A 23,564-nucleotide genomic window follows, 5' to 3' on the forward strand; every position below is an offset into this window, starting at 1 on the left:
TTATGCTTCACCTAAATAGGCGCGGATAACATCCGGGTTATTACGAATCTGTTCCGGCGTCCCATTCGCCAGCGGCGTGCCCTGGTTCACCACGTAAATACGGTCGGAAATCCCCATCACCAGCTTCATATCGTGCTCAATCAACAAAATGGTGGTGTTGTGATGGTTACGCAGTTCAGCTATCAGCTCGTCCAGCTCTTTGGTCTCTTTCGGGTTGAGGCCCGCGGCGGGTTCGTCGAGCATCAGGATTTCCGGCTGGGTCACCATACAGCGGGCAATTTCCAGACGGCGCTGGTCGCCGTAGGCCAGGTTACTGGCCTGACGGTTGGCATGCTCCAGCAAGCCAATACGCTCCAGCCAGGTGGCGGCACGATCTAACGCTTCACTCTGCGCACGACGGAACGACGGAGTTTTCAACAGGCCGGAGAAGACGCCGGTTTTCAGTTGCTGATGTTGCGCCACCAGCAGGTTTTCAATCACCGTCATTTCGCGAAACAGACGCACGTGCTGGAAAGTACGTACCACGCCCATACGCGCGATTTGCTGACCCGGCAGCCCTTCCAGGTGCTGGTCGCGCAGCTTAATCGTCCCGCCTGTCGGTTTATAAAAACCGGTCAGGCAGTTGAAGACCGTGGTTTTCCCCGCGCCGTTCGGGCCGATTAACGAGACTATCTCCTGCGGTCGCAGTTCCAGTTCAACGTTGTTTACCGCCAGCAGACCGCCGAAGCGCATCATCAGGCCGTTAACGGATAATAATGGCTGACTCATGCCTGCTCTCCTTTTGCTTCCCCGTTTTTCAGCTTCAACTGTGGACGGGTCATCGGCAACAAGCCCTGCGGACGCCAGATCATCATCAGTACCATTAAACCACCCAGCATTAACATGCTGTATTCGTTGAAATCACGCATCAGCTCGCGTGACACTACCAGCAGGATGGCCGCGAGGATCACCGCAAACTGTGAGCCCATTCCGCCCAATACCACAATCGCCAGCACAAAGGCCGACTCGGCAAAGGTAAAGGATTCCGGGCTGACGAAGCCCTGGCGCGCGGCAAACAGCGTACCAGCAAAACCGGCAAACGCGGCGCTGATGGTAAAGGCGGTCAGCTTGATGCGCGTGGGGTTAAGGCCCAGAGAACGACAAGCAATTTCATCTTCACGCAGCGCTTCCCACGCACGGCCCAACGGCATACGCAACAGACGGTTAATAACAAACAGCGAGAAGACCACCAGCAGCAGCGCCACCAGATAGAGGAAAATGACGCGGTCAGACGGATCGTACTTGACGTTAAAGAAGTTGCTGAAGGTATCCCAGCCGCCTTCACGGGCGGTACGGCTGAACTCCAGACCGAAAAAGGTCGGTTTCGGGATCTGGCTAATACCGTTTGGACCACCGGTTACTTCGGTGTTGTTGAGCAGCAGAATACGGACGATTTCGCCGAAGCCTAAGGTCACAATCGCCAGATAATCACCGCGCAGGCGCAGTACCGGGAAGCCAAGCAGGAAGCCCGCAGCAGCTGAAACCAGCCCCGCCAGCGGCAGACAGGTCCAGAAGCCCAGACCGTAATAGTGGTTCAGCAGCGCGAAGGTGTAAGCGCCGATGGCATAGAAGCCGCCGTAGCCCAGCACCAGCAGGCCGGAAAGCCCCACCACCACGTTTAAGCCGAGGCCGAGGATGATATAAATCATCGTCAGCGTGGCGATATCCACCGTACCGCGCGACACCATAAACGGCCACGCCACGGCAATCACCAGCAGCGCCACCAGGAACAGCTTCTGTTTAACGGTGGAGCCGTCAATCGCCGGCAGAATAAATTTCGGTCCAGAGACGCTCTTCAGGCCTTTCTGGAAGGCTGGACGCAACAGCTGGAAGAGAAAGACCACACCAGTGCCGATAAACACCCACTGCCAGCGGATATCCGCGGCGGTATCGACCACCAGTTTGGTGCCGTCAAGCTCCAGTTGGACACCCATAAAGACGCCCGCCAGGACGAAGAACATAGCGGCAGAGAGCAGCGCCATTGCAAAATGCATCGGTTTCATACTTTCTCTACCTCCGGGCGACCCAGAATACCGGTTGGCATCACCAGCAGCACCAGAATCAGCAGCGCGAATGAAACCACGTCTTTGTATTCAGTACTCAGATAAGCAGAGGAGAGCGCTTCCGCGACGCCCAGAATCAGGCCGCCGATCATCGCCCCAGGGATGCTACCGATTCCGCCCAGTACCGCCGCGGTAAAGGCTTTCATCCCGGCCATAAAGCCGATGTACGGGTTAATTACGCCGTAGAACTGACCGAGCAGCACGCCCGCTACCGCCGCCATAGCCGCACCAATCACAAAGGTCAGCGCAATCACGCGGTCGGTGTTAATCCCGAGCAGGCTGGCCATTTTCAGGTCTTCAGCGCAGGCGCGACAGGCGCGGCCCATACGCGAATAGCGGATGAAAATCGTCAGCGCCAGCATCGCCAGGAAGGTTACAATCCAGATAACCGCCTGCATGGTGGTGATGGAAGCAGAGAAGTTTTCGCTACTGCCGACAGTCCACTGGCCATTAAACAGGCTGGGCAGCGCCACGTCGCGCGAACCTTCCGTCAGGCTGACGTAGTTTTGCAGGAAGATCGACATCCCGATAGCGGAAATCAGCGCGATCAGACGCTTGGAGCTGCGCACGGGCCGATACGCCACACGTTCAATGCTCCAGCCGTAGGCGCTGGCAATCACAATCGCGCCGACGAAGCCCGCCGCGACCAGTAGCCAACTGGAATCAATGCCCATCATCATTAGCGCTGCGATGATCATAAAGGAGACATAGCTGCCGATCATATACACCTCGCCGTGGGCGAAGTTGATCATGCCGATAATGCCGTACACCATCGTGTAACCGATGGCGATCAGCGCGTAGGTGCTTCCCAGCGTGACGCCGTTAAACATCTGCTGCAAGAAATAGAGGAACTGCTCGGACATAAGGTAACCTTTCTTAACCCGCCCGTTTTGCACGGGCGGTGGGATAACTCGTCTTCAGGTATTACTTCGCAACGGTCGATGAACCGTCTGCGTGCCACTGGAAGACACCAAACTCAAATCCCTTCAAATCGCCTTTTTCGTCCCATTTCAGCGGCCCAATCACGGTATCAGCCCCGTGTGCTTTCAGATCTTTCACCAGGTCCAACGGATCTTTGCTACCGCTGCGATCCATCGCTGTCGCCAATGACTGGACGGCTGCATAAGTGATCCACACGTACGGACCGGTTGGATCTTTCTTGTCAGCTTTGAGCGCATCGACGATAGCCTTATTCGCCGGATCCTGGTCATAGCGTTTTGGCATAGTTACCAGCATGCCTTCAGCAGCATCACCGGCAATGTTAGACAGCGACGCATTGCCGACGCCCTCTGGTCCCATAAACTGGGTTTTCAGCCCGACGGAACGCGCCTGGCGCAGCATTTGCCCCATTTCCGGGTAGTAGCCGCCATAATAAACAAAGTCGATATTTTCTTTTTTCAGGCGGGCGATCAGCGCAGAAAAATCTTTTTCTCCGGCGGTAATCCCGTCAAAGAAAACGATGTTGCCTTTGCCCGCTTTCAGGCTGTCCTGCACTGAACGCGCCAGGCCTTCACCGTATTGCTGTTTATCGTGAATGATGGCGATACGCTGCGGCTTTACCTTCTCCAGAATGTATTTCGCGGCGGTCGGCCCCTGAGAGGAGTCCAGACCCGCTGTACGCATGATGTGTGCGTAACCGCGCTGGGTCAGTTCCGGGTTAGTGGCACCCGGAGAAATCATCAGAATGCCTTCATCTTCATAAATATCTGATGCGGGCTGCGTGGAAGATGAGCACAGATGTCCAATAACGTACTGAATGCCGTCATTGACGATTTTGTTCGCTACCGCAACGGCCTGTTTCGGATCGCAAGCGTCGTCATATTCCACAGCGACCAGTTTGTCGCCTTTGACCCCGCCTTTGGCATTGATATCTTTAATGGCCTGACGTGCGCCATTAAATTCCATATCACCCCACTGCGCGACCGGGCCTGACATCGCGCCGACAACAGCGACCTTGATATCTTCCGCCATGACCGCGTGTGACATTGCCAGTGCTATCACCCCTGCGATGATTGTTTTCGCATTCCGTTTCATTACCTGAATCCCCATTCGTGACGTAATTAATATTTTGTATTTATGTGGTTAAAAAGCAGTCTGTGCTTTTTTTGAACTGCACTATTTTTACCAGTCTCATTAATGGTTTAGCGCAGCTTTTTAAGCAAAATCAGGCTAAAATCTCTATTTTTCAGTCGATTAAGAAAAGATAATATTCTGCTTTTCACTATAGATAAACAAAAAAAAGTACATTTGTCAGCATAAAATAACGGTACAAAGAGCCGAATAAAATGCTGCATTCCAGGGTATTATTCTGCCTATTTTTCAATCTCTACGGTTTCAAACTGTCATTACCGTTGTTACAAAATTATTAATCTGGTTATTCACATAAAAAAGAGAAAGCATCCGGGCGAATTATTTCGGTACACTCATTCCATCTTTTGTGATTTGGACATGCTGTTAATGAAGCTGACCATCGTTCGTTTAGATAACTTTAGCGACCAGGACCAGATTGATCTGGGCAAAATCTGGCCGGAATATTCCGCCTCATCGTTAAGCGTAGATGAAACGCACCGAATCTACGCCGCACGCTTTAACGAGCGTCTGTTAGGCGCAGTTCGCGTAACCCTGAGCGGCACGCAAGGCGCATTAGATTCATTACGCGTACGCGATATCACCCGCCGTCGCGGTGTCGGGCAGTATTTGATCGAAGAAGTCATCCGGGAAAACCCTGACGTGAGTTCATGGTGGATGGCCGACGTCGGCGTTGAAGATCGCAGCGTGATGGCCGCGTTTATGCAGGCGTTAGGGTTTACGGCTCAGAAAAATGGCTGGGAAAAAAGATAAAAAAACGCCTCGCAATTTTCCAGGAATTTCACGTTGCTGGAAGACGGCAAGTTATGAAGTCCCCGGTCACTTACATAAGTAAGTGACCGGGGTTGAATAACGTAGCCAACGCATCTGCAGCGCGAAAGGCGCCAGGTAAATTATTTGGCGTCTGTCGCCGTACCATTAGCATGCCAGTCAAACACGCCGAACTCGAAGCCTTTCAGATCGCCCTTCGCATCCCATGACAGCGGCCCCATTACGGTTTCCACTGAGTTGGCTTTCAGGTATTTGGCAATTTCAGCCGGATCGTCAGACTGGTTCAGACCAGCCTGCAAGGATTGCAGCGCGGCGTAGGTGGTCCATACGAATGCACCGCTCGGATCCTGTTTCTTGGCTTTGATCGCGTCCACAATCGGTTTGTTCGCCGGAACCTGATCGTAGTTCTTCGGTTTCGTTACCAGTAAGCCTTCTGCAGACTCACCCGCGATGTTAGACAGCGACACGTTCGCTACCCCTTCTGGTCCCATAAACTGGGTTTTCAGACCCGCAGCGCGAGCCTGGCGCAGGATCTGCCCCATTTCCGGGTGGTAACCGCCGTAGTAAACGAAATCGATATTCTCTTTCTTCAGACGCGCCACCAGCGTAGAGAAATCTTTCTCACCAGCGGTGATCCCGTCGAAGAACACCACGTCAGCGTTAGCTTTCTTGAGGTTGTCCTGTACGGAACGCGCCAGGCCTTCACCGTACTGTTGTTTGTCGTGAACGATCGCAATGCGCTTCGGCTTCACTTTTTCAACGATATATTTGGCAGCAGTCGGGCCCTGATCGGAATCCAGACCGGTGGTACGCATCACCAGGTTATAGCCGCGTGCGGTCAGCTCCGGCGCCGTTGCCGCTGGGGTGATCATCAGAATGCCTTCGTCTTCATAGATATCTGACGCAGGCTGAGTGGAAGACGAGCACAGGTGGCCGATAACATATTTAATCCCGTCGTTGACCACTTTGTTAGCTACCGCTACCGCTTGTTTCGGGTCACAGGCATCGTCATATTTCACCATGACCAGTTTGTCGCCTTTCACGCCGCCTTTGGCGTTGATATCTGCAATCGCCTGCTCTGCACCAGTAAATTCCTGATCGCCATACTGCGCTACCGGACCGGACATCGCGCCGACGACAGCAACTTTAATATCCTTAGCAAACGCCATATTGCTCAAAGACAGGGCGATACATCCTGCCAATAACGCTTTACCCTTCATATTCATCCTGACAATCCCCATTATTGTGGTTATTACGTGTGTTGTGATGTTGTTGTTCAGCACTTTATTTCGATTATTGGATAGCCACCCGTGCTTTAGCAGCATACTCTGCTAAAACATACCCGATTTTTATTATTTTGGAATAGCTAAATTTGACATGCAGATAACAACTTGATGACAAAAAGCATAAACGTCAGGAGAGGAGGGGAGAGATAAAAACAAAAAACCCCGGATTTTCATCCAGGGTTTATCAGCATTTCCAGGTCGGCTGGAAGATTACGCTTCGATCGCCGCACGCAGTTTTTTCATGGCGTTCTTTTCAAGCTGACGAACACGTTCAGCGGAAACGCCGTAGCGATCGGCCAGTTCCTGCAACGTCGACTTGTTGTCTTCGTCCAGCCAACGGGCACGAATGATGTCCTGGCTACGCTCGTCCAGACCTTCCATTGCGTGGGTCAGTTTGTTCGCGGCCTGATCTTCCCAGTTATCTTCTTCAATGCCGTCGGCAAAGTTAGAAGATTTATCCTGCAGATACAGCACCGGGGCCATCGGCTGGCTGTCAGACTCGTCGTCTGAAGACATGTCAAACGTCATGTCCTGCGCCGCCATACGGGATTCCATTTCGCGCACGTCTTTGCTGGAAACACCCAGCTCGCGAGCAACCATCTCAACTTCGTCCTGGTTAAACCAGCCCAGACGCTGCTTGGTTTTACGCAGGTTAAAGAACAGCTTACGCTGTGCTTTGGTGGTCGCGACTTTAACGATACGCCAGTTACGCAGAACGTATTCGTGGATCTCAGCTTTGATCCAATGCACGGCGAAGGAAACCAGGCGCACACCCACTTCCGGGTTGAAACGGCGCACGGCTTTCATCAGGCCGATATTACCTTCCTGAATCAGATCCGCCTGCGGCAGGCCATAACCCGCATAATTACGAGCAACATGAACAACAAAGCGCAGGTGAGACAGGATCAGCGTTTTAGCTGCTTCCAGATCGCCCTGGTAATGCAGCTTTTCAGCCAGTGCCCGCTCCTCGTCAGCCGACAACATCGGCCACGCGTTCGCAGCCCGGATGTAAGATTCCAGGTTACCAACAGGGGCTAAAGCTAAATTTTGCATTTCTTTGGTCATTCAAATCCTCTCAATCTTTTCATCTGGCGCATTGGCTAAAAACTAATTAACAAAAACCAGTAGCAACAACCATGCCAGAGCTTATGAGCAACGAGAATATCATTCAATCTTTTATCAGACAGTGATTTTATCCACAAGTTCCATGTCGTAATGTGTATAGATTACGCACAAAATGTGACATCACAATGAATACGCCGGGAAGAGACAACAGGGACTCTTTCCCTGCAGAGCGAACTACTCAGTGCAGGGAAAGATTATACCAGAGATTTTTTAATCGGGGGTAAAGTGGCGTAAATGTTGAACCGTGGCAAGCCAGGCTGCCACCCAGCCAATCATTGAGCACACCAGCAGCAATAACAGGCACTCATCGAACGATAACCCATTGATATCAAACTTAGTTCCAAATACCTGTGCCACCTCAGTCACCGCTGACGACAGACGCATCACCAAAATTTCTGACAAAATCAGTGAAAGAAATGCACCGGAAAAACCGAGCAGTGCACCGCCGTAGAGGAACGGACGCAGGATAAATCCATCCGTCGCGCCAATCAGTTTTTGCACGTTAATGGTATCGCGACGCGCAAAAATACTCAGGCGCACGCTGTTACCGATGACGAGGAAGACCGCCGCCACCATCAGCACGCCAATCATCGCGGAAACGCGTCCGACAAGGCCTGTCAGCGCCGCCAGACGGGCGAACCAGCTGTCATCCATCCGCACTTCGTCAATACCGTTGATTTGTGCGATGCGGTCACGCAGCGTGTTCAGCGACTCCGTACCCTGGAAGTCCAGTTTCGGAATAACAACCGCCACTGCCGGCAGCGGGTTCTCTTCCAGCATATCCAGCGCGCCGCCAAAGCCAGACCAGTTACGGAATTCGCCCAGCGCGTCGTCACGGGAAAGATAATTTACTTTCTCCACGCCCTGCTCGGCCTGCAACTGACCAACCACCCGTGCCGCCGCATCATCATCCAGCGTTTTTTGCAGGTAAACGGTGATCTGCGGGGACGGATAATACTGGCTTGCCGCATGGTTTACGTTCTTATATACCATGTAGCACACGCTTGGCAGCGTCAGGGAGATGGCAATAACCATCACCGTCAGAAACGTCGCCAGCGGTTTGCTTTTCAGGTCCTGTAACGCGCCCTGAAACGCATAACGTACCTGCTCGTTAAAGACATTGGTTTTACGCGAGTTCGGCTTTGGCGCGGCTTTCGCACGCTTTGGCGCGTTGCGACCGCCGTCACCCGGCGCACCGCCCGATTTGCGAAAGCGATCCAGTCGGCCACCGAACTGTTTGATTTGGTTAATAGCGTCACGTCTATTCATGCGCCAGGCCTCCATGCAGATGTCCATCGCTCAGAACCATTTGGCGATAGGAGCGACGGGAGATCAGGCCAATATCGTGCGTGGCCATTAATACCGTGACCCCGACGCGGTTAAACTCTTCGAACAGGCGCAGGATCCCTTCTGACAGCGCGTCATCCAGGTTCCCCGTTGGTTCATCCGCCAGCAGTACCGCAGGTTTATTCACCACCGCGCGGGCAATGCCGACGCGTTGTTGTTCACCGCCGGAGAGTTGAATCGGGAAATTTTTCGCTTTGTCCAACAGCCCGACTTTATCCAGCGCCGCTGACACGCGACGACGAATATCGTCCCCGCTGGCACCCGCGATGATCAGCGGAATTGCCACGTTGTCAAACACGGTTCTGTCCATCAACAGGTGGTGATCCTGAAAAATCATGCCAATCTGACGACGCAGAAACGGCACTTCACGGTTTTTCAAACGGCTGATGTCATGCCCGCTAAAGTAGATTTTCCCGGCGCTGGGCCGTTCAATTCCACAAATCAGCTTCAGCAGGGTACTTTTCCCCGCGCCGGAGTGGCCGGTCAGAAACGCCATCTCGCCAGGCTGCATATGGAAGGTCACTCCCTGCAGCGCTTGTCTCCCACCGAGATAGGCCTTGCTGACATGTTCAAAGCGAATCATTGTTAATCCTCTCGGGCAAAAAGTGCCTCTATAAAATCGTCCGCTTTAAACGGACGTAAATCCTCGATACGTTCGCCCACACCGATATAGCGGATAGGGATGCCAAACTGATCGGCAACCGAGAAGATAACCCCGCCCTTCGCCGTACCGTCCAGCTTGGTCAGGGTGATACCGGTTAAGCCCACCGCTTCATGGAACAGTTTGGCCTGGCTTATCGCATTCTGCCCGGTGCTGGCGTCGATAGTCAGCATAACTTCATGCGGCGCATCTTCGTCCAGCTTCTTCATGACGCGAACGATTTTTTTCAATTCTTCCATCAGGTGCGATTTATTCTGCAAACGCCCTGCGGTATCAGCAATCAGCACGTCCACATTACGCGCCTTCGCCGCCTGGATAGCATCAAAGATAACGGACGCGGAATCCGCGCCGGTATGCTGAGCAATCACCGGGATGTTGTTACGCTGACCCCAGACCTGCAGCTGTTCTACCGCTGCCGCACGGAAAGTATCGCCCGCCGCCAGCATGACCGATTTACCCTGCTGCTCAAACTGACGCGCCAGCTTACCGATAGTGGTGGTTTTGCCCACGCCGTTGACGCCAACCATTAAGATAACAAATGGTGTTTTGCCATCAACATTCAGCGGTTCGTCAACCTTCGCCAGAATCTCGCCCATCTCTTCTTTCAGCAGACCGTACAACGCTTCCGCATCTTTAAGCTGCTTGCGGCTGGCGCCTTCCGTCAGATTCGCAATGATTTTGCGGGTGGTTTCTACGCCCACGTCAGCGATCAGCAGCTGCTCTTCCAGCTCTTCAAACAGATCATCGTCGATCTTTTTACCGCGGAACAGACTGATAAATCCGGAACCGAGGTTTTCTTTTGTTTTCAGCAGGCTGCGTTTCAGACGCGCAAAGAAACCTTCTTTGGTTGGTTTTTCCTGCTCCTGAACCACCTCTTCTTCTACCGGTTCTTCTACCGGCACCACCATAACCGCTTCTTCAGCAGCCTCAGCGGCCAGCGCCTGCGCTTCCAGTTCTTCGTCGGTCAGTTGCGGTTCGTTTTCGGCTTCTTCTTCAGCCGCCTCAACGATTTCCACGGTTTCCGCTTCGGCCTGCCACTCTTCGGCAGAAACTTCCTCGGTTTTCACCTCTTCCGGCAGCGGCAATTCTTCGCGTTCGATAACCACCGCTGCTGGCGTTTCCACTACAGTTTCAGCAACCGGCTCAATCTCCGGCTGCGCTTGTTCGGCGACAGGTTCTTCTTCCGGCTGCAGTTTTTCGATTTCCGCAACCTGTTCAGTTACTTCAACGACTTCAGCTGCAAAGGCTTGCGTTTCAGCCTCGCTACGGGCTTCCTCGACGTGCGGTTGTTCGTCAACGACGGTAGTTTCTTCAGCAACCGGTTGTTGTTCTTCGTTTTTTACTTCTGTCTCGTTTTCCGGTGCCTGCTCTTTTTGACCAAAGCCCAGCCAGGAAAAAAAGCCACGTTTTTTCTCTTTCGCCATTTGCGACTACACTCCCCCGCTGTTGCTTCATGGCACAGCGTCAACGCTATGTACATAGCAGCTAAAAAAATGATGAAATAGTCTATCACTTAACTTAACTCACATCACCGCCTGGAATGACATGCTATAGGCGGATTGAGCAATAATAGAAATGAAAAAACCGAATCACTCTGGTAGCGGCCAGATCCGCATTATTGGCGGGCAATGGCGTGGCCGTAAACTCCCGGTTCCGGACAGCCCCGGCCTACGTCCGACCACTGACCGTGTGCGCGAAACGTTGTTTAACTGGCTGGCCCCGGTAATGGTCGATGCTCACTGTCTGGACTGCTTTGCCGGCAGCGGCGCGCTGGGGCTGGAAGCCCTCTCTCGCTATGCGGCAAATGCGACGCTTCTGGAGATGGATCGCGCGGTATCTCAGCAGCTACAAAAGAATCTCGCCACCCTGAAAGCCTCCCATGCCCGCGTCGTCAATACCAATACGCTGACATTTTTGGCTCAGGCAGGTACGCCGCATAACGTGGTATTTGTTGACCCGCCGTTTCGCAAAGGATTACTGGAAGAAACATTAACTCTTCTGGAAACTCATGGCTGGCTGGCAAATGAAGCGTATATTTACGTTGAAAGCGAAGTAGAAAACGGCTTGCCACAGGTTCCGGTGAACTGGTCGCTATACCGTGAGAAAGTCGCCGGACAGGTCGCCTATCGCCTGTACCAACGTGAAGCACGAGGAGAACACGATGCTGATTAACCTGGGACGCCTGCTGATGCTGTGCGTCTGGGCATTTTTACTACTGAATATTTTCCAACCCTTTCCACGCCCGCTTAACATCTTCGTTAACGTCGCACTGATATTTATGGTGCTGATGCATGGTATGCAACTGGCGCTGCTAAAAAGCACCATGCCAAAAGATGGCCCGCAGATGACCAGCGGAGAGAAAATCCGTATTTTTCTGTTCGGCGTCTTTGAGTTGCTGGTGTGGCAGAAGAAGATTAAAGATCAGTTGAAGAAGTAACTGTGATCTTATCGCCCGGCGGCGCGTTGCGAGCCGGGGCGAAAAATCTGTAGGCCGGATAAGGCGTAAGCCGCATCCGGCATCAGTCAGATGACACCTTAGCGTTCAAGCGTAAAATCAACAAATCGCGAACCTTTGTAACTCAGCGTGCCTTTATCCCCGACCGTTAACGCGTGGTACTGCTGGGCATCCAGACGAAACGTCTGCTCCATACCCCCGTTTTGTGGCTTAAAGCTGGCTTCATAGCGCATGCTGGTTCCTGCCGGGCTCACTTCCTGCTGACGGGATCGTCGATCGTTAAGCGGTTTTTCCCGTTTGTTACTCACCACCACCTGCTTTTGCACCAGCGGCGCCGCATCATTATCGGCTTTTTCTCGCCGCTGCTGAACAAAGCGAAACGACGCAGCAACGACTATTAAGATAATGATAACAATGAAAAAAAGTGGTGGCTTACTCATATTATTAACCCATCAGAAAATGCGGAAATAAGCATACATCGCCTGTTATGGTGTTGTCATCTGGCAGTGTCGACCTCTACACTGGACAGTAGAGCCGTGAGCACCCCGCTCACGAAAAAATAACGAATTCAAGGAACTAAGATGCTTTGGTCGTTTATCGCTGTCTGCCTTTCCGCATGGTTGTTCGTGGATGCTTCCTATCGTGGGCCCGCCTGGCAACGCTGGGTCTTTAAGCCCCTGACGTTACTCCTGCTGGCGCTGCTGGCCTGGCAGGCGCCAATGTTTAACGCTATCAGCTATCTGGTGCTGGCTGGCCTGCTTGCCTCGCTGCTGGGCGATGCGCTGACGTTATTGCCGCGCCAACGCCTGCTGTACGCCGTGGGGGCATTCTTCCTGTCGCATCTGCTGTACACCATCTACTTCGCCAGCCAAATGACGCTGTCGTTCTTCTGGCCTTTGCCGTTGGTACTGGTGGTACTGGGTGCGTTGCTGATCGCCGTGATCTGGACGCGTCTGGAAGAGTTGCGTGTCGCTATCTGCACATTTATTGGCATCACGCTGATGATGGTCTGGATGGCAGGTGAGCTGTGGTTCTTCCGCCCGACAGCCCCGGCGCTGTCGGCATTTATGGGCGCATCGCTCCTGTTCATCGGCAACATTGTCTGGCTGGGTAGCCATTATCGTCGCCGCTTCCGCGCCGATAACGCAATTGCCGCCGCCTGCTACTTCGCCGGGCATTTCCTGATTGTTCGTTCGTTGTATCTTTAAAACGCTTGACTCTGGAGTCGACTCCAGAGTGCATCCTCCGGTTAATACGAAATGATTATCAACCGGAGGATGCCATGTCGACACCTGATACCAGTGGCAAAAAGGCCCCACAATTCTCTTCTTTTAAGCCAGCGCCTGCGCCACAAAAGGCGGATGACTGCTGCTGCGAAGGAAGCTGCTCTACCCCACCACCCGTATCCGATACCGTACAAGGTACCCGCTATTCCTGGAAAGTGGCGGGCATGGACTGTGCGGCTTGCGCCCGCAAAGTAGAGAATGCGGTCCGCCAGGTCAGCGGCGTTAACCAGGTCCAGGTTCTGTTCGCCACTGAAAAACTGGTGGTCGATGCGGGTTCCGATATCCGCCAGCAAGTTGAAAACGCGGTGCAAAAAGCAGGCTATACCCTGCGCGATGAGCACGCGACGGACGCCGCCCCCGAGTCACGTTTTAAAGAAAACCTGCCGCTGATTTCGCTGATTATCATGATGGCGGTTAGCTGGGGGCTGGAGCAGTTCAATCATCCCTTCGGTCAGATAGCGTTTATCGCCACCACGCTGGTCGGCCTGTATCCCATTGCCCGTCAGGCTCTGCGCCTGATGAAAACCGGCAGCTACTTTGCCATTGAAACGTTGATGAGCGTCGCCGCCATTGGCGCACTGTTTATCGGCGCGACAGCGGAAGCCGCTATGGTGCTGCTGCTGTTTTTAATTGGCGAACGCCTGGAAGGATGGGCCGCCAGTCGCGCCCGTAAAGGGGTCAGCGCGCTGATGGCGCTCAAGCCGGAAACCGCCACGCGCCTGCGTAACGGCGAGCGCGAAGAGGTGGCTATCAATACTCTCCGGCCTGGCGATGTTATTGAAGTTGCCGCAGGCGGGCGTTTACCTGCCGACGGCAAACTGGTCTCCGGGTTTGCCAGCTTTGATGAAAGTGCCCTGACCGGCGAATCGATCCCGGTTGAACGCGCCACCGGCGAGAAAGTCCCGGCAGGCGCCACCAGCGTGGACCGTCTGGTAACACTGGAAGTGCTCTCCGAACCGGGTGCCAGCGCCATTGACCGTATTCTGAAGCTGATTGAAGAAGCGGAAGAACGCCGCGCCCCCATTGAGCGCTTTATTGACCGTTTCAGCCGGATTTACACCCCAGCAATTATGGCGGTTGCGCTGCTGGTCACCCTCGTTCCACCGCTACTGTTTGCCGCATCATGGCAGGAGTGGATTTATAAAGGGCTGACGCTGCTGCTGATTGGCTGCCCTTGCGCACTGGTGATATCTACCCCCGCAGCCATTACCTCTGGTCTTGCCGCCGCGGCGCGTCGTGGTGCGTTAATCAAAGGCGGGGCCGCGCTGGAACAGTTAGGTAGAGTCACGCAGGTGGCATTTGATAAAACCGGCACCCTGACCGTCGGTAAACCGCGCGTCACAGCGATTCATCCAGCGAGTGGTATCGGTGAGGCTGAACTGCTGGCGCTGGCGGCAGCGGTAGAGCAAGGCGCGACACACCCACTGGCACAGGCGATTGTCCGGGAAGCACAAACGCGCGAACTGGCTATTCCTGTCGCAAAAGAGCAACGGGCTTTGGTTGGCTCTGGAATTGAAGCGCTGGTCAACGGCGAGCGCGTACTGATTTGCGCGGCCGGTAAGCAGCCTGCCGACGCCTTTGCCGGGCAGATAAGTGAGCTGGAAAGCGCGGGCCAAACGGTGGTGCTGGTGCTGCGTAACGATAACGTTCTCGGCGTGCTGGCCCTGCAGGACACACTTCGCGACGACGCTCGCAGCGCCATCAGCGAGCTTAATCAGATTGGCGTGAAAGGGGTGATCCTGACCGGTGATAACCCACGTGCGGCCGCCGCCATTGCCAGAGAACTGAGTCTCGAATTCAAAGCGGGACTCTTGCCGGAAGATAAGGTGCAGGCCGTTACCCATCTTAACCAACAGTCGCCGCTGGCGATGGTTGGCGACGGTATCAACGACGCTCCGGCAATGAAAGCGGCTACCATCGGCATTGCAATGGGAAGCGGGACCGACGTCGCGCTGGAAACCGCCGATGCCGCCCTGACCCACAACCGTCTGCGTGGCCTGGTGCAAATGATTCAGTTGGCGCGGGCCACCCACGCCAATATTCGCCAGAACATTGCGATTGCGCTAGGCCTGAAGGGGATTTTTCTCGTCACCACGCTGCTCGGGATAACCGGACTGTGGCTGGCAGTGCTGGCGGATACGGGGGCGACGGTACTGGTGACTGCCAACGCGCTGCGGTTATTGCGCAAAGGGTAATATGTGTGCCGGATGCGGCGTTGCCTTATCCGTCCTGGATGTTACACAGGCTTTGTAGGAGCGCCATCCGGCATAACAAGATTACTGGCCTTTGCGCACCAGATAGCGGTACGGCAGCGAGTCGGTCTCTTTGGCCACCAGCTCATGTTCCATAAAGGTACAGAAGCCAGGAATATCGCGGGTTGTTGCCGGATCGTCGGCGACAATCAGCAGCGTTTCACCGGCCTGCATGCCGCGTACGGTTTTACGCACCATCATTACCGGTTCCGGGCAGCGCAGCCCCTGGGCATCAAGAGTATGGTCGGGGGAAGTAAACAGGTCGCTCATCGTCATCTCATTCATACAAAAACGGCGTTATTTTACGCTCTGTTGTGGCGTAAGCCAATCAGGTTAACGATTGCGTGAAAAACAACCATTGCAATGTGCTCTTAAAGCAGTATCATGCGACGGTTTTTTATTGGGTTCCCTCACCCCATCCAACAAAAAGGTCACAATATGACTCCGTTTACACAAACTCAGCGCGTAAAAGCGTTGTTCTGGCTATCGCTATTTCATCTGCTGGTGATCACCTCCAGCAACTATCTGGTGCAGCTTCCAATCTCCATTTTTGGTTTCCATACCACATGGGGCGCGTTTAGCTTTCCGTTTATTTTCCTCGCGACCGACCTGACCGTGCGTATTTTTGGCGCACCGCTGGCACGACGTATCATCTTTGCGGTTATGATCCCCGCATTGCTGATCTCCTATGTCGTTTCATCACTGTTCTATATGGGATCATGGCAGGGATTCGGCGCGCTGCTGCACTTTAATCTGTTTGTCGCCCGTATCGCCGCCGCCAGCTTTATGGCTTACGCGCTGGGACAAATTTTGGATGTGCATGTCTTTAACCGCCTTCGTCAGAACCGTCGCTGGTGGCTGGCACCGACGGCGTCCACGCTGTTTGGCAACATCAGCGATACGTTGGCCTTCTTCTTTATCGCCTTCTGGCGCAGCCCGGATGCCTTTATGGCCGAGCACTGGATGGAAATCGCGCTGGTAGACTACTGCTTCAAAGTGCTGATCAGCATTATTTTCTTCCTGCCGATGTACGGCGTGTTGCTGAATATGTTACTGAAAAGGCTGGCAGATAAATCTGAAATCTCTGCATTGCAGACGAGTTAAAGGTTCATTTTCCGAGTTGTGATAAGATGGACGAATGAGCCGTTATGGCCGTTTATTGAAAGGAAGAAGTCAATGCGCAATCTGGTTAAATATGTCGGTATTGGCCTGCTGGTTATGGGGCTTGCGGCCTGTGATAATAGCGATACAAAAGCGCCAGCCGAGGGTGCTGCCGCAGAAAGTAACGCCACCGGACAACCGGTCAGCCTGCTGGACGGCAAACTCAGTTTTTCCCTGCCAGCTGATATGACCGATCAGAGCGGCAAGCTGGGCACCCAGGCGAACAATATGCACGTATATTCTGACGCAACCGGCCAGAAAGCGGTGATTGTGATTGTTGGCGACAACACCAACGAAGATCTGGCCGTGCTGGCAAAACGTCTGGAAGATCAGCAGCGTAGCCGCGACCCGCAGCTGCAGGTCGTCACCAATAAATCTATTGAGCTGAAAGGCCACACGCTGCAGCAGTTAGACAGCATCATCTCGGCCAAAGGCCAGACCGCATACTCTTCCGTGGTGTTGGGTAAAGTGGACAACCAACTGCTGACGCTGCAAATCACGCTGCCTGCTGACGATCAGCAAAAAGCGCAGACTACCGCAGAAAACATCATTAACACGCTGGTTATCCAGTAACGGTTAAGACGATGACGCGGCCTCCGGTGACACCACCTGAGGCCGTTTTTTTAACCGCCAGGTCAGCAATAACGCCACCGCTACCAGCCCTGCCGCCGCCAGATAGATAACCGGCACACCCGCCCACGTCATGACCAACCCGGCCAGCGGCCCGGTCACCCCCAGCGATAAATCCATAAACACCGTATAGGTCGCCAGCGCAGCGCCCTGATTTTGCTGTGGAACAGCTTTTACCGCCACCACGCCCAGCGCCGGGAAGACTAGCGAGAACCCGGCCCCGGCGAGCAGAACGCCGATTTTCGCCATCCACGGCATCGAAGCCATCCCGACCAGTAACAGCCCGACGATCTCGACGCTAAAGCAGATCATCGCCACATTTAGCCCGCCTAAACGGTTGATACCGTTTGGGAACAACAAACGAGTGCCGACAAACGTGCAGCTAAAAAGCGTCAGCGCGAAAGCAGCGCCGTCCCAGCCTTTGGCATCATAAAACAGGGTAATAAAGGTGGCGATCACCCCGAATCCAGCGGAGGCCAGGGCCAGCGCCATACCGTACAACCAGACCCGCCCGAGCACCGCGCGAAACGGCAACGGTTTGCCTTTGCTGGCCTTCACCGCAGGACGAGGGAGCGCCAGCAGTATCGCCAACAGCGCCACGCCCATCACGGTCAGCGCCAGTCCCTGTAAGCCACCCCAGGCATAAAACAGAACGCCCAGCGGCGCGCCTATCGCCATCGCGCCATAGGTCACGATGCCATTCCAGGAAATCACCCGTCCGATGTGCATTGAGCCAACCACCCCTACTCCCCACAGCGTAGAGCCGGTCCCGGCAAAGCTTTGCCCGATCCCGAGAATCACCCGCCCCAGGCATAACAGCAGCAGACTGGCCAACGGCCAGCCGTTCGTTGAGCCCGCCAGTAAATAACCCAGCCCACTTAAAAAGCAGCCGCACAGCCCAAATACCACAATTTTCTTTGGCCCCAGCAGATCGGCATAGCGACCGGCGTGCGGACGGCTCAGCAGCGTAGCGAAATATTGCAGGCTGATGACCAGCCCGGCCCAGAAAGCGCTAAATCCCATTACATCATGGACGTAGCCAGGCAACACCGCGAGCGGCAGGCCGATGGTCAGGTAGCTGGCGAAGTTAAACATCACCACAGAGACAATACGCAGGTTCAGGCGTAAACCGCTAAGCGTCGGTTCAGCGACGGGTTCGGGCATGGAGGGTCACCACATTTTCACAACAGTGTTTCATTTCTACCATGTTGCAGAGCAGAAATCAGTAGCCAGTTTAGGAGTTTTAGTCGCAAACCAGCCGCTACACTTAATGCAAAAACGCAGGCAGGAAGAAAACATGACAACCCCTCAACCCGATAAAACGGGTTTGCACATTTTGCTCAAACTGGCCGCCCTGGTGGTGATCCTCGCCGGTATTCATGCCGCGGCGGATATCATTGTACAACTGCTACTGGCCCTCTTTTTTGCCATCGTATTGAATCCGCTGGTCACCTGGTTTATTCGCCGGGGGGTACGTCGCCCGGTAGCTATTACGTTAGTGGTCGTGGTGATGCTGATCGTTCTTACCGCGTTGGTCGGCGTTCTGGCGTCATCAATCACTGAATTCATGGACCTCCTACCAAAATACAATAAGGAACTGACGCGCAAGATTCTGTATTTGCAAGAGATGGTGCCGTTTCTGAATCTGCATATGTCTCCGGAGCGCATGCTGCAACGCATGGATTCCGACAAGTTGATGACCTTCACAACCACGCTGATGACGAGCCTTTCTGGCGCCATGGCCAGCGTCTTTCTGCTGGTGATGACGGTGGTCTTTATGCTATTTGAAGTGCGTCATGTCCCCTATAAGCTGCGCTTTGCGCTGAACAACCCACAAATCCATATTGCAGGGCTGCATCGGGCGTTAAAGGGCGTATCTCACTATCTGGCGCTGAAAACGTTGCTCAGCCTATGGACCGGCGCTATCGTCTGGCTGGGGTTGGCGCTGATGGGGATTCAGTTTGCTCTGATGTGGGGCGTACTGGCATTCCTGTTGAACTACGTGCCCAACATTGGCTCAGTCATTTCTGCCGTCCCGCCCATGATCCAGGCACTGCTATTCAACGGCGTTTACGAATGCGTACTGGTTGGCGCGCTGTTTCTGGTGGTGCATATGGTGATTGGCAATATCCTCGAACCCCGCATGATGGGGCACCGGCTGGGATTATCAACGTTAATCGTCTTTCTCTCTCTGTTAGTGTGGGGATGGCTACTTGGTCCGGTAGGTATGTTGCTCTCCGTGCCGTTAACCAGCGTGTGTAAAATCTGGATGGAAACGACCACAGGCGGCAGCAAACTGGCAATTTTGCTGGGGCCAGGCAGGCCTAAAAGTCGGCTTCCTTGAAAAACTACCAACCGAGGTAGTTTTTATATTTTTATATGACCGTTAAAATGACGCCAACGTAGTTATATATAGAATCTTATCTTAAATAAAGAGTGAAAGGGATTTCATTCTTTATAAAGAAAATACATAAGCCAAGATGATGGTTTCTTTGTCAAAACGCATAAAAAAAATGAATCCCCCCAAAGCATTTAACGTAAACTATCTACTTATCTTTAAAGGTTATTTTATTTGATACATTTTCTCTAAAAATCTATACTTCTCGCCAATGATGATACTGAAAAATTCCGTTGAAGAAAGTCCTGGGATATTACTATCCGGTTATCTCATTACTTTTCTACCAACCATATGAAATAAAATGCTAATTTAGCTTAAATATAATCACAGGCAATACAAGGTGCCCATGATTTCGGAGTTTATTATTTAACACGTATAAACGGTACTTTGATAGGGAGCTTTAATGAAACAGTATATTAAGTGGTTTGCGGCCATTGCCGTTGTCGGTGCCCTGGCGGGTTGTGCACGCACTGCGCCGATCGATCAAGTTCACACCAGTGTGAGCGCGGGACATACTCAGGACCAGGTTAAAACCGCTATCCTGAAAGCCGGTATTCAACGTCAATGGGTCATGTCAGAAGCCGGACCAGGTGTTATTAAAGCTCGCCAACAAACCCGCGATCATGTGGCTGAAGTCCGTATCACTTATACCGCCACCAGCTATGACATCAAATACGACAGCAGCCTCAACCTGCAGGCCTCTGGTGGAAAAATTCACAAAAACTATAACCGCTGGGTACGCAATCTGGATAAAGACATCCAGCTTAATCTGTCAGCCGGTGCCAATCTGTAATTATGCCTAAAGTCGGGTCGAAAAGGCCCGATACTCTTATTATCTGCCATTTAACAGGTTGTCCCCACATGTACGAACAGGATTCGCTAAGCGCACTGGATGCCATTACTGAAGCACAACGTATCGCCTTTGCCCCTATGCTTTTTCAAACCGCGTTGTGTCTGCGAAATGCGGGAGTACTCACCTGGCTAGACAAGCAAGGTAAACGCGGCGCTACGCTCGACGAAATTACCAAGAACAGCACCATCAACGAATATGCCGCCAGTATCCTGTTGGATATGGGGTTAAGTGGGCGAATCATTACCCACAAAGAAGGATACTATTACCTCGCTAAAGTCGGTCATTTTCTTTTACATGACACGATGACGCGCGTGAATATGGACTTCACTCAGGATGTTTGTTACCAGGGACTGTTTTATCTGGAAAATGCGCTGAAAGATGGAAAACCCGCGGGATTAAAAATTTTTGGCGACTGGCCAACAATCTATCCTGCGCTATCACAATTACCGCTGGCTGCGCGTGAAAGTTGGTTTGCTTTTGATCATTACTATTCAGATGGCGCATTTGATGCCGCATTGCCATATGTATTCGCCAGCGCCCCTGCAACCCTGTACGATGTCGGCGGAAATACCGGAAAATGGGCATTACGTTGTTGTCAACATGATGACAATATTACAGTCACCCTCTTAGATTTGCCGCAACAAATTGCACTTGCCCGCGAAAATATAGAAAATGCAGGATTATCTCATCGCATAAATTTCCATGCTGTGGATATGCTTAGCGACTCGCCTTTACCTGACGGCGCTGATATCTGGTGGATGAGTCAATTCCTGGACTGTTTTTCCCCGGAACAAATTATCGCTATGCTAAGCAACGTTGCTCGGGTGATGAAACCAGGCGCGAAGCTGTGCATTATGGAACTGTTTTGGGATGCCCAAAAATTTGAGGCGGCCTCATTTAGCCTGAATGCGTCTTCGCTTTATTTTACCTGTATGGCGAATGGCAACAGCCGTTTCTACAGCGTAGAGAAGTTTTATCACTATCTGAATCAGGCAGGTTTTCAGGTAGATGAACGCCACGATAACTTAGGTGTTGGGCATACTTTATTGATATGTCAGAAGAAAAAATAAGAAACAATCGGAAAAACCGATTTACCGCGGATACGCGTTGATGAAATTTGCTTTCAATATTATCGACTGGCAGGCCAGGGCGCCTGGGTTAAGCGAAACAGAACAGTGGCATGAATGGTCACGGCTTTCGCACGCCATCGATCCCACCGCGCCGTTGGCTAAGCTCAATGAGTTACCGATGATGACAGCTCGCCGCCTCAGTTCCGGCAGCAAACTGGCCGTCGATTGCGGTCTGGCGATGCTACGTCGTCATGATATCAATGCCGTTTTGTATACCAGCCGCCATGGTGAACTGGAGCGTAACTACAGGATCCTGCACGCCCTGGCGACTGAGCAGGCGCTCTCACCGACCGATTTTGCCCTCTCTGTCCATAACTCTGCTGTGGGTAACCTGACCATCGCCGCGAAAAAACCGATTGTCTCCTCCTCGCTTTCTGCTGGCAGGGATACATTCCAGCAGGGGTTATGCGAAGTCATCGGGCTGTTGCAGGCGGGGTATCAGCGCGTATTGATGGTCGATTTCGACGGTTTTCTGCCCGAGTTTTATCACCCACAGTTACCACCAGACATGCCAACATGGCCGTTTGCCGTCGCACTGGTCATTGAATCCGGTGATAGCTGGCAATGTGAAACCCGTCCACACAGCGCGCAGGGCGAGACAACGTTGCCGCAAAGCCTGTTGTTTTTACAACATTACTTACAAGATGCCAGGGCGTTTACCCTGACTGGCGAACGCGTACAGTGGCAGTGGAGTCAGGGATGAACACGATGCTCCTGCGGCTTAACCGGGTATGGCGACTGGTGATGACCGGTTTTTGCTTTGCCCTGTTTGGCCTCGGCGGGCTCCTCCTGTCTACGATTTGGTTTAACGTCCTGCTGATCGCGGTATGGGATAAAGCCCGACGTCGACGTATCGCCAGACGCAGTATCGCTGCCAGTTTTCGTCTCTTCTTAACCGTGGCGAAGCGGCTAGGCGTGCTGGATTACCAGATTGAAGGACGAGACATTTTACGCAACGAGCAAGGGTGTCTTGTCGTCGCCAACCACCCGACGCTCATCGACTATGTCCTACTGGCCTCGGTCATGCCAGAAACCGACTGTCTGGTGAAAAGTGCACTACTCAAAAATCCGTTTCTCGGCGGCGTAGTCCGGGCCGCAGATTATCTGATTAACAGCCAGGCAGATGCGCTATTGCCCGCTTGCCAGCAACGTCTGGAGCAAGGCGATACCATTTTAATTTTCCCCGAGGGAACCCGTACACGCCCCGGAGAAGCAATGACGTTACAGCGTGGTGCGGCGAATATCGCCGTGCGCTGCAGCAGTGATTTACGCATTGTGACTATTAACTGCAGCGAACAAATGCTGGATAAAGAAAGCCAATGGTACAACGTCCCATCGGTAAAACCGATGTTTACCGTTTCAGTACACGAACGGGTTAAGATCGACCAATTTTACGACGCAAACTCACAAGAACCGGCGCTGGCCGCAAGGCAGTTGAACCGGCATCTTTTGCTTCAATTACAACCAGGTACTTTACCTCTTTCAGGAATTAATGATGCAAGCGCTTTATCTTGAAATCAAAAATCTCATTATAACGACATTGAATCTCGACGAACTGACAGCTGATGATATTGAAACCGAAGCGGCACTCTTTGGCGATGGCTTAGGTCTGGACTCAATCGATGCTCTGGAGCTGGGTCTGGCGGTGAAAAACGAGTATGGCGTGATCCTCTCAGCAGAGAGCGAAGAAATGCGCCAGCACTTCTTCTCCGTCGCCACGCTGGCATCTTTCATTCACGCGCAACGTGCCTGAGGATAGTCCGTTATGACCGAACAAAAAGCCATTTACGCAGAAGTCTCCTCGCTGCTGGTCAAGCTGTTTGAAGTTGACCCGCAAGATATTAAGCCTGAGGCGCGCCTGTACGAAGATTTGGAACTCGACAGCATCGACGCCGTCGACATGATCGTGCATCTGCAAAAGAAAACCGGTAAGAAAATCAAGCCGGAAGAGTTCAAAGCAGTACGCACCGTACAAGATGTCGTCGATGCGGTAGAACGCCTTCTAAAAGAAGCGTAATT

Annotated in this window: 26 protein-coding genes; 14 read left to right on the forward strand and 12 right to left on the reverse strand. The window is 52.9% G+C overall.

What is annotated here, in order from left to right; genetic code table 11:
• From livG to livK, 4 genes are all read right to left on the reverse strand, one after another.
• Positions 1-768 carry a high-affinity branched-chain amino acid ABC transporter ATP-binding protein LivG gene (livG, locus tag BZK41_RS10700; RefSeq protein ID WP_003023438.1) on the reverse strand — a complete coding sequence of 256 codons (768 nt, stop codon included), beginning with the start codon at positions 766-768 and terminating at the stop codon, positions 1-3.
• Complete coding sequence (livM, locus tag BZK41_RS10705; protein WP_048215381.1) at positions 765-2,042, reverse strand: branched chain amino acid ABC transporter permease LivM; 1,278 nt, start codon at positions 2,040-2,042, stop codon at positions 765-767. Before livM ends, livG begins: the two co-directional genes overlap by 4 nt.
• Complete coding sequence (gene livH, locus BZK41_RS10710; RefSeq protein ID WP_079938142.1) at positions 2,039-2,965, reverse strand: high-affinity branched-chain amino acid ABC transporter permease LivH; 927 nt, start codon at positions 2,963-2,965, stop codon at positions 2,039-2,041. Before livH ends, livM begins: the two co-directional genes overlap by 4 nt.
• Before the next feature lie 61 nt (positions 2,966-3,026).
• On the reverse strand, positions 3,027-4,136 hold the full coding sequence (gene livK / locus BZK41_RS10715) for a high-affinity branched-chain amino acid ABC transporter substrate-binding protein LivK (RefSeq protein WP_079938143.1): 1,110 nt from the start codon (positions 4,134-4,136) through the stop codon (positions 3,027-3,029).
• 423 nt (positions 4,137-4,559) lie between these two features.
• Here livK and panM point away from each other — a divergent pair, with 423 nt between their 5' ends.
• A complete protein-coding gene (gene panM / locus BZK41_RS10725; protein WP_079938207.1) occupies positions 4,560-4,943 on the forward strand; it encodes an aspartate 1-decarboxylase autocleavage activator PanM in 384 nt (127 codons plus the stop codon).
• A 140-nt stretch (positions 4,944-5,083) separates the two neighbouring features.
• Here the strand turns inward: panM and livJ are convergent, their stop codons facing one another.
• The 5 genes from livJ to ftsY all read right to left on the reverse strand — a co-directional run bounded on the left by livJ (position 5,084) and on the right by ftsY (position 10,804).
• Entirely contained in the window at positions 5,084-6,187 is a 1,104-nt protein-coding gene (gene livJ / locus BZK41_RS10730) for a branched chain amino acid ABC transporter substrate-binding protein LivJ (protein WP_139153507.1), read from the reverse strand.
• Between the two features lie 270 nt (positions 6,188-6,457).
• Entirely contained in the window at positions 6,458-7,312 is an 855-nt protein-coding gene (gene rpoH, locus BZK41_RS10735) for an RNA polymerase sigma factor RpoH (protein ID WP_003023425.1), read from the reverse strand.
• 270 nt (positions 7,313-7,582) lie between these two features.
• A complete protein-coding gene (gene ftsX / locus BZK41_RS10740; RefSeq protein WP_003837835.1) occupies positions 7,583-8,641 on the reverse strand; it encodes a permease-like cell division protein FtsX in 1,059 nt (352 codons plus the stop codon).
• Positions 8,634-9,302: a cell division ATP-binding protein FtsE gene (gene ftsE / locus BZK41_RS10745; RefSeq protein ID WP_003023420.1), complete on the reverse strand. Its 669-nt coding sequence runs from the start codon at positions 9,300-9,302 to the stop codon at positions 8,634-8,636. Before ftsE ends, ftsX begins: the two co-directional genes overlap by 8 nt.
• Before the next feature lie 2 nt (positions 9,303-9,304).
• A complete protein-coding gene (gene ftsY / locus BZK41_RS10750; RefSeq protein ID WP_079938144.1) occupies positions 9,305-10,804 on the reverse strand; it encodes a signal recognition particle-docking protein FtsY in 1,500 nt (499 codons plus the stop codon).
• Positions 10,805-10,955: 151 nt separating this feature from the next.
• Here ftsY and rsmD point away from each other — a divergent pair, with 151 nt between their 5' ends.
• Positions 10,956-11,552: a 16S rRNA (guanine(966)-N(2))-methyltransferase gene (gene rsmD / locus BZK41_RS10755; protein WP_079938145.1), complete on the forward strand. Its 597-nt coding sequence runs from the start codon at positions 10,956-10,958 to the stop codon at positions 11,550-11,552.
• The gene (locus BZK41_RS10760) at positions 11,542-11,817 is read left to right on the forward strand and encodes a DUF1145 family protein (protein WP_042311836.1); all 276 of its coding nucleotides are present in this window, start codon (positions 11,542-11,544) and stop codon (positions 11,815-11,817) included. Before rsmD ends, BZK41_RS10760 begins: the two co-directional genes overlap by 11 nt.
• A 98-nt stretch (positions 11,818-11,915) precedes the next feature.
• On the opposite strand, the gene BZK41_RS10765 is transcribed toward BZK41_RS10760, so the two are convergent.
• Positions 11,916-12,275 (reverse strand): DUF2500 domain-containing protein, encoded by a 360-nt coding sequence (locus BZK41_RS10765; RefSeq protein ID WP_079938146.1) that lies wholly within the window; start codon positions 12,273-12,275, stop codon positions 11,916-11,918.
• A gap of 141 nt (positions 12,276-12,416) precedes the next feature.
• Between BZK41_RS10765 and BZK41_RS10770 the strand changes: the two genes are divergently transcribed.
• Positions 12,417-13,043 (forward strand): lysoplasmalogenase, encoded by a 627-nt coding sequence (locus tag BZK41_RS10770; protein WP_003827558.1) that lies wholly within the window; start codon positions 12,417-12,419, stop codon positions 13,041-13,043.
• A gap of 74 nt (positions 13,044-13,117) precedes the next feature.
• Positions 13,118-15,316 carry a Zn(II)/Cd(II)/Pb(II) translocating P-type ATPase ZntA gene (zntA, locus tag BZK41_RS10775; RefSeq protein ID WP_079938147.1) on the forward strand — a complete coding sequence of 733 codons (2,199 nt, stop codon included), beginning with the start codon at positions 13,118-13,120 and terminating at the stop codon, positions 15,314-15,316.
• A gap of 81 nt (positions 15,317-15,397) precedes the next feature.
• On the opposite strand, the gene tusA is transcribed toward zntA, so the two are convergent.
• Positions 15,398-15,643 carry a sulfurtransferase TusA gene (gene tusA, locus BZK41_RS10780; RefSeq protein WP_003827551.1) on the reverse strand — a complete coding sequence of 82 codons (246 nt, stop codon included), beginning with the start codon at positions 15,641-15,643 and terminating at the stop codon, positions 15,398-15,400.
• A gap of 168 nt (positions 15,644-15,811) precedes the next feature.
• Between tusA and BZK41_RS10785 the strand changes: the two genes are divergently transcribed.
• Both BZK41_RS10785 and BZK41_RS10790 read left to right on the forward strand, forming a co-directional pair.
• Positions 15,812-16,477 carry a 7-cyano-7-deazaguanine/7-aminomethyl-7-deazaguanine transporter gene (locus BZK41_RS10785; RefSeq protein ID WP_003827549.1) on the forward strand — a complete coding sequence of 222 codons (666 nt, stop codon included), beginning with the start codon at positions 15,812-15,814 and terminating at the stop codon, positions 16,475-16,477.
• A 72-nt stretch (positions 16,478-16,549) separates the two neighbouring features.
• Positions 16,550-17,107, forward strand: a complete 558-nt coding sequence (locus tag BZK41_RS10790; protein WP_003827547.1) for a DcrB family lipoprotein — start codon at positions 16,550-16,552, stop codon at positions 17,105-17,107.
• 3 nt (positions 17,108-17,110) lie between these two features.
• Here BZK41_RS10790 and BZK41_RS10795 read toward each other — a convergent pair whose 3' ends face one another.
• Complete coding sequence (locus tag BZK41_RS10795; protein WP_003827545.1) at positions 17,111-18,328, reverse strand: MFS transporter; 1,218 nt, start codon at positions 18,326-18,328, stop codon at positions 17,111-17,113.
• Positions 18,329-18,461: 133 nt separating this feature from the next.
• On the opposite strand from BZK41_RS10795, the gene BZK41_RS10800 reads away from it, so the two are divergent.
• The 7 genes from BZK41_RS10800 (at position 18,462) to BZK41_RS10830 (ending at position 23,562) form a co-directional block, all read left to right on the forward strand.
• The gene (locus BZK41_RS10800; RefSeq protein WP_079938148.1) at positions 18,462-19,508 is read left to right on the forward strand and encodes an AI-2E family transporter; all 1,047 of its coding nucleotides are present in this window, start codon (positions 18,462-18,464) and stop codon (positions 19,506-19,508) included.
• 469 nt (positions 19,509-19,977) lie between these two features.
• The gene (locus tag BZK41_RS10805) at positions 19,978-20,355 is read left to right on the forward strand and encodes a hypothetical protein (RefSeq protein WP_122973906.1); all 378 of its coding nucleotides are present in this window, start codon (positions 19,978-19,980) and stop codon (positions 20,353-20,355) included.
• 68 nt (positions 20,356-20,423) lie between these two features.
• Positions 20,424-21,485 carry a class I SAM-dependent methyltransferase gene (locus BZK41_RS10810; protein ID WP_079938149.1) on the forward strand — a complete coding sequence of 354 codons (1,062 nt, stop codon included), beginning with the start codon at positions 20,424-20,426 and terminating at the stop codon, positions 21,483-21,485.
• A 40-nt stretch (positions 21,486-21,525) separates the two neighbouring features.
• Positions 21,526-22,248, forward strand: a complete 723-nt coding sequence (locus BZK41_RS10815) for a beta-ketoacyl synthase chain length factor (RefSeq protein ID WP_079938150.1) — start codon at positions 21,526-21,528, stop codon at positions 22,246-22,248.
• Positions 22,245-23,060 carry a lysophospholipid acyltransferase family protein gene (locus BZK41_RS10820; protein ID WP_079938151.1) on the forward strand — a complete coding sequence of 272 codons (816 nt, stop codon included), beginning with the start codon at positions 22,245-22,247 and terminating at the stop codon, positions 23,058-23,060. Before BZK41_RS10815 ends, BZK41_RS10820 begins: the two co-directional genes overlap by 4 nt.
• Positions 23,041-23,298, forward strand: coding sequence for a phosphopantetheine-binding protein (locus tag BZK41_RS10825; RefSeq protein ID WP_003827537.1), 258 nt, complete (start codon positions 23,041-23,043; stop codon positions 23,296-23,298). Before BZK41_RS10820 ends, BZK41_RS10825 begins: the two co-directional genes overlap by 20 nt.
• A gap of 12 nt (positions 23,299-23,310) precedes the next feature.
• Entirely contained in the window at positions 23,311-23,562 is a 252-nt protein-coding gene (locus tag BZK41_RS10830) for an acyl carrier protein (protein WP_003827536.1), read from the forward strand.
• Positions 23,563-23,564 lie beyond the last annotated feature (2 nt).

This window comes from Citrobacter sp. A316, from assembly GCF_002042945.1.
Classification (GTDB): domain Bacteria; phylum Pseudomonadota; class Gammaproteobacteria; order Enterobacterales; family Enterobacteriaceae; genus Citrobacter; species Citrobacter portucalensis.

Excerpts from the sequence above, each read along its gene's own strand:
- livG (WP_003023438.1), bottom strand. The coding sequence starts at position 768 with ATGAGTCAGCCATTATTATCCGTTAACGGCCTGATGATGCGCTTCGGC.
- livM (WP_048215381.1), bottom strand. The coding sequence starts at position 2,042 with ATGAAACCGATGCATTTTGCAATGGCGCTGCTCTCTGCCGCTATGTTC.
- livH (WP_079938142.1), bottom strand. The coding sequence starts at position 2,965 with ATGTCCGAGCAGTTCCTCTATTTCTTGCAGCAGATGTTTAACGGCGTC.
- livK (WP_079938143.1), bottom strand. The coding sequence starts at position 4,136 with ATGAAACGGAATGCGAAAACAATCATCGCAGGGGTGATAGCACTGGCA.
- panM (WP_079938207.1), top strand. The coding sequence starts at position 4,560 with ATGAAGCTGACCATCGTTCGTTTAGATAACTTTAGCGACCAGGACCAG.
- livJ (WP_139153507.1), bottom strand. The coding sequence starts at position 6,187 with ATGAATATGAAGGGTAAAGCGTTATTGGCAGGATGTATCGCCCTGTCT.
- rpoH (WP_003023425.1), bottom strand. The coding sequence starts at position 7,312 with ATGACCAAAGAAATGCAAAATTTAGCTTTAGCCCCTGTTGGTAACCTG.
- ftsX (WP_003837835.1), bottom strand. The coding sequence starts at position 8,641 with ATGAATAGACGTGACGCTATTAACCAAATCAAACAGTTCGGTGGCCGA.
- ftsE (WP_003023420.1), bottom strand. The coding sequence starts at position 9,302 with ATGATTCGCTTTGAACATGTCAGCAAGGCCTATCTCGGTGGGAGACAA.
- ftsY (WP_079938144.1), bottom strand. The coding sequence starts at position 10,804 with ATGGCGAAAGAGAAAAAACGTGGCTTTTTTTCCTGGCTGGGCTTTGGT.
- rsmD (WP_079938145.1), top strand. The coding sequence starts at position 10,956 with ATGAAAAAACCGAATCACTCTGGTAGCGGCCAGATCCGCATTATTGGC.
- BZK41_RS10760 (WP_042311836.1), top strand. The coding sequence starts at position 11,542 with ATGCTGATTAACCTGGGACGCCTGCTGATGCTGTGCGTCTGGGCATTT.
- BZK41_RS10765 (WP_079938146.1), bottom strand. The coding sequence starts at position 12,275 with ATGAGTAAGCCACCACTTTTTTTCATTGTTATCATTATCTTAATAGTC.
- BZK41_RS10770 (WP_003827558.1), top strand. The coding sequence starts at position 12,417 with ATGCTTTGGTCGTTTATCGCTGTCTGCCTTTCCGCATGGTTGTTCGTG.
- zntA (WP_079938147.1), top strand. The coding sequence starts at position 13,118 with ATGTCGACACCTGATACCAGTGGCAAAAAGGCCCCACAATTCTCTTCT.
- tusA (WP_003827551.1), bottom strand. The coding sequence starts at position 15,643 with ATGAGCGACCTGTTTACTTCCCCCGACCATACTCTTGATGCCCAGGGG.
- BZK41_RS10785 (WP_003827549.1), top strand. The coding sequence starts at position 15,812 with ATGACTCCGTTTACACAAACTCAGCGCGTAAAAGCGTTGTTCTGGCTA.
- BZK41_RS10790 (WP_003827547.1), top strand. The coding sequence starts at position 16,550 with ATGCGCAATCTGGTTAAATATGTCGGTATTGGCCTGCTGGTTATGGGG.
- BZK41_RS10795 (WP_003827545.1), bottom strand. The coding sequence starts at position 18,328 with ATGCCCGAACCCGTCGCTGAACCGACGCTTAGCGGTTTACGCCTGAAC.
- BZK41_RS10800 (WP_079938148.1), top strand. The coding sequence starts at position 18,462 with ATGACAACCCCTCAACCCGATAAAACGGGTTTGCACATTTTGCTCAAA.
- BZK41_RS10810 (WP_079938149.1), top strand. The coding sequence starts at position 20,424 with ATGTACGAACAGGATTCGCTAAGCGCACTGGATGCCATTACTGAAGCA.
- BZK41_RS10815 (WP_079938150.1), top strand. The coding sequence starts at position 21,526 with ATGAAATTTGCTTTCAATATTATCGACTGGCAGGCCAGGGCGCCTGGG.
- BZK41_RS10820 (WP_079938151.1), top strand. The coding sequence starts at position 22,245 with ATGAACACGATGCTCCTGCGGCTTAACCGGGTATGGCGACTGGTGATG.
- BZK41_RS10825 (WP_003827537.1), top strand. The coding sequence starts at position 23,041 with ATGCAAGCGCTTTATCTTGAAATCAAAAATCTCATTATAACGACATTG.
- BZK41_RS10830 (WP_003827536.1), top strand. The coding sequence starts at position 23,311 with ATGACCGAACAAAAAGCCATTTACGCAGAAGTCTCCTCGCTGCTGGTC.